The sequence below is a fragment of the Pseudomonas sp. genome, from assembly GCF_050739655.1.
Lineage (GTDB): Bacteria > Pseudomonadota > Gammaproteobacteria > Pseudomonadales > Pseudomonadaceae > Aquipseudomonas.
On sequence record NZ_JBOIBY010000579.1, the window covers coordinates 1 to 2,967 of the forward strand.

At 55.1% G+C, this 2,967-nt stretch carries 3 protein-coding genes and 1 pseudogene; 2 read left to right on the forward strand and 2 right to left on the reverse strand.

Annotation, left to right across the window (positions count from 1 at the left end; all coding sequences use genetic code 11):
* Positions 1 to 345 (forward strand): NAD(P)H-dependent oxidoreductase (locus ACRESJ_RS27595; RefSeq protein WP_431760691.1); only part of this gene is annotated, 345 nt, incomplete at its 5' end.
* A gap of 162 nt (positions 346 to 507) precedes the next feature.
* Entirely contained in the window at positions 508 to 891 is a 384-nt protein-coding gene (locus ACRESJ_RS27600) for a MerR family transcriptional regulator (RefSeq protein WP_431760692.1), read from the forward strand.
* A 72-nt stretch (positions 892 to 963) separates the two neighbouring features.
* On the opposite strand, the gene ACRESJ_RS27605 is transcribed toward ACRESJ_RS27600, so the two are convergent.
* On the reverse strand, positions 964 to 2,175 hold the full coding sequence (locus ACRESJ_RS27605; RefSeq protein WP_431760693.1) for a patatin-like phospholipase family protein: 1,212 nt from the start codon (positions 2,173 to 2,175) through the stop codon (positions 964 to 966).
* 699 nt (positions 2,176 to 2,874) lie between these two features.
* Positions 2,875 to 2,967, reverse strand: a pseudogene (locus tag ACRESJ_RS27610) (MerR family transcriptional regulator); the annotation flags it as partial.

Here is a 2,967-nt window from a genome sequence, read left to right on the forward strand (position 1 = left end):
GCATTGGTATATCCGATTTGGTGGGGGGGCATTCCGGCCTTGATGAAAGGGTTTTTTGACCGGGTATTCTTGCCCGGTTTTGCCTTCAAGTACCGCGAAGGTAAAGCCTTTCCCGACAAGCTTTTAAAGGGGCGGACGGCTCACCTGCTGGTTACGATGGATACTCCACCGTGGTACTTCAAATGGGTCTATCGCATGCCTGGCCTGCACCAGATGCGCAAGACCACACTGGAGTTCTGTGGCATCAAACCGTTGAAGACCCTGACGTTTGGACCGCTGCTCGGCTCCAGACCCTACCAGCGGGAAGCCTGGCTCAAGCAAGCCCGGGATATCGCCAGTCACTGATACACACGGTATGCAGCATCGCCTTGCAACAGGCGATGCCAGCTTCATCCTTGCCAGTACTCTGCCATTTGACACCCTCGGGTTCCCGACCCCGTATACGTATGCAAAGATGCGGCGCGCCAGTACGCGCGCGCCGTTCCTGTGCGATAAAAAGGACTTTTCATGTATATCGGCAAAGCAGCTCGGTTGTCGGGCACGACCGTTAAAACCATTCGCCACTATGAAGACATTGGCTTGCTGCCGCCGCCCCGGCGTGAAGGCAAATATCGAGTTTATAGCCAGCAAAGCGTTGAACTGCTGACGTTCATCAAATGTGCTCAGCAATTGGGCTTCAAACTGAAGGAAATGCAGGCGATCCTCCAGGATCACCGGGGCCAGGAGCTGCCCTGGGATTTGGCGAACAAGGCGATCACCGACAAAAAACTGGAGTTGATGACCCGGATTCAAGGGTTGCAGAAGGTCTATGCGGGGCTGGAGGAATTTGAAACCAGCCTCAAGGACGCCCGGTATCACTGCCAGTTTGAACATCTCGCCAAAACCGCTTGAACGATTTAGCCAATCTGTTGCGTCCACCGGTTGAATCCACAGCCGATCGATGCAACAGATTGGTCCAGTCTTTCAGCGGGTGTTTCGTAGTCCGGTGTTTTCCGAGGGCGGCGATTTATGCCACGGATAGCCCTTCGCGCTGAGTTGAAAAGCGTAATCGAATAAGCGCCTCATGTACTCGCCATCGAATTTCTGATTGTGCGGAAAGTAAAAGTCGGAGCCTATGTACGCAAGATTGAAATCCGCTCCATCCTGCAGCGCCATACGGTAAATTCGCTCCAGGTCGCTGATCCCCTGAGTTTGAATCAATGCACTGATGGCTCGACCGCCGATACTCAATGTACGGCGTTTCGTCCCGGACCACTGCGGCTCCAGTGTCCCGTTACGAATGACATAGAAATGACGTTCGAGTCGCAAAGGTGCTCCGGTGGCTCTGGCCAGCGCCATCTTGGTGCCAGGTGGGTAAAGGAACACCTGAGTGATTACCCCTCCGTCCACGTGCATTTCCTGAAACTGTTTGCCGTCAACGTCCACATCGATCATCACGGGTGAGACGGCGCCGGGAATACTCATCGACGCGATCATGATGTTGCGGAAGAGGTCGAGCGCTCCCGGTGCTTCGCTAGAGGCAATAGTGCCCATGTTCCAAGTGACTGGCCGCCCTGAATCAAGGTCGGTTGTGCCGATCAGCAGGATTCGTCCTTTGGCGTATTCCGATGCAATCGCCGCAAGAATCTCCGCCGTGACGTACTTTGAAATGAGCCGCGACAGTGGCTTGCTGTCCGCTATACCGTCGCTGGCAAGACGGGTCAGCACGTTTCGCGAACGAAAAACGTCTTTTGGACCGATGGCGTTGGCGATATACCGAATGACGTCGTCGTACCCGGATCCCAGGTAAGCGAACGGGGCGAGCAGGGCGCCCGCGCTAATGCCCGTGACGACCTTGAACATGGGTCGAGTCCCATGCGTGGTCCAACCCGTAATGAGTCCCGCTGCGAATGTGCCAGCGTCACCGCCTCCCGAAACTGCCAGCATACTTGCCTGCGGCAGGACGTTGTTCGGTTTGCCGGCCCTGGCGAGAGCCTCGCTCTCGCGTTTGTTGCCCTCAATTGCATCCTGAATGAACAGAGTCAGGTCGTGGTCCAACCAGTAGCGAGCATTTGGAATGCCCGGGATCACCGCTTTTTCCGTTAACGTTTGCGGCACAGCGTCACGGCGTGGCAATCCCCCTTGAAGGAACATGTTCAGAGTTGAGGCGCCAGGTCTTAGCGGGAATGGTTTCAAAACGCCTCCTCCGGTCTCCTGCAGTCGACAGCAAGCGCGCTCATTGTGCCCGAGACTTTACCCATGGTGCCCGAGATGACTGCGCGCCAGTCGACTGCGACACGTCATTGGAACGCCAGGCAGCTCATTTTGCGCTCCTTTACATGATAAAAAAACTCATTGGCCGCGCGCTCCAGGTTCTATACGAAAGCCCCCGAAATCTCCTGGTTAAGCGGCAGAACGTGATATTCAGGACGGCTCACATCTTAAAAGGAACAGTGTTTGCACAAACTTTCGGAGTTTCTCTGACGAGTTTCGCCATTTACTCGCGCGCGCTGTCGTGATGAATCAGAGGAGCAGACCTGCCGGCAGAGAAACGAAGTCATAGTGGCCTTGTCCCAGCTCTGCGTTTCCTGGCTTCCCCATAAACCAGACCTGGACAGGATACGGCGCGATTGGCTGACAGTTGCCCTTCGTGAGAGTCCACAACCCATAGCAGACATCATGTGTCTAGCAAATCCGGAGCAATTCATGCCGATGCAGCAGCCGAGCGAGATTATCGAGTTGCTGCCGCATAGATGGGCGCCCGTTTAACCACGCAAGGTCTTTTGGGCGGACGCTTACTGTCCAGGGCCTGGCCACAAGGTTTTAGAAAATGCGTAAGCGATGGGCTTGAAACTGGAAGCAGGCTGCAGCTTCCGTTTCCCAGATGCTGACAGTTCAGTTGGAAGAGTTGTTCAGCTGCTGAAGCTCAAGTTGCTTGGCAGCACTGGCTTCGAGGTTTGCACGCTCTTCATCCAGATACCGATAAAT

Coding starts and splice junctions, on each gene's coding strand:
- ACRESJ_RS27600 (WP_431760692.1), top strand. CDS start 508: ATGTATATCGGCAAAGCAGCTCGGTTGTCGGGCACGACCGTTAAAACC.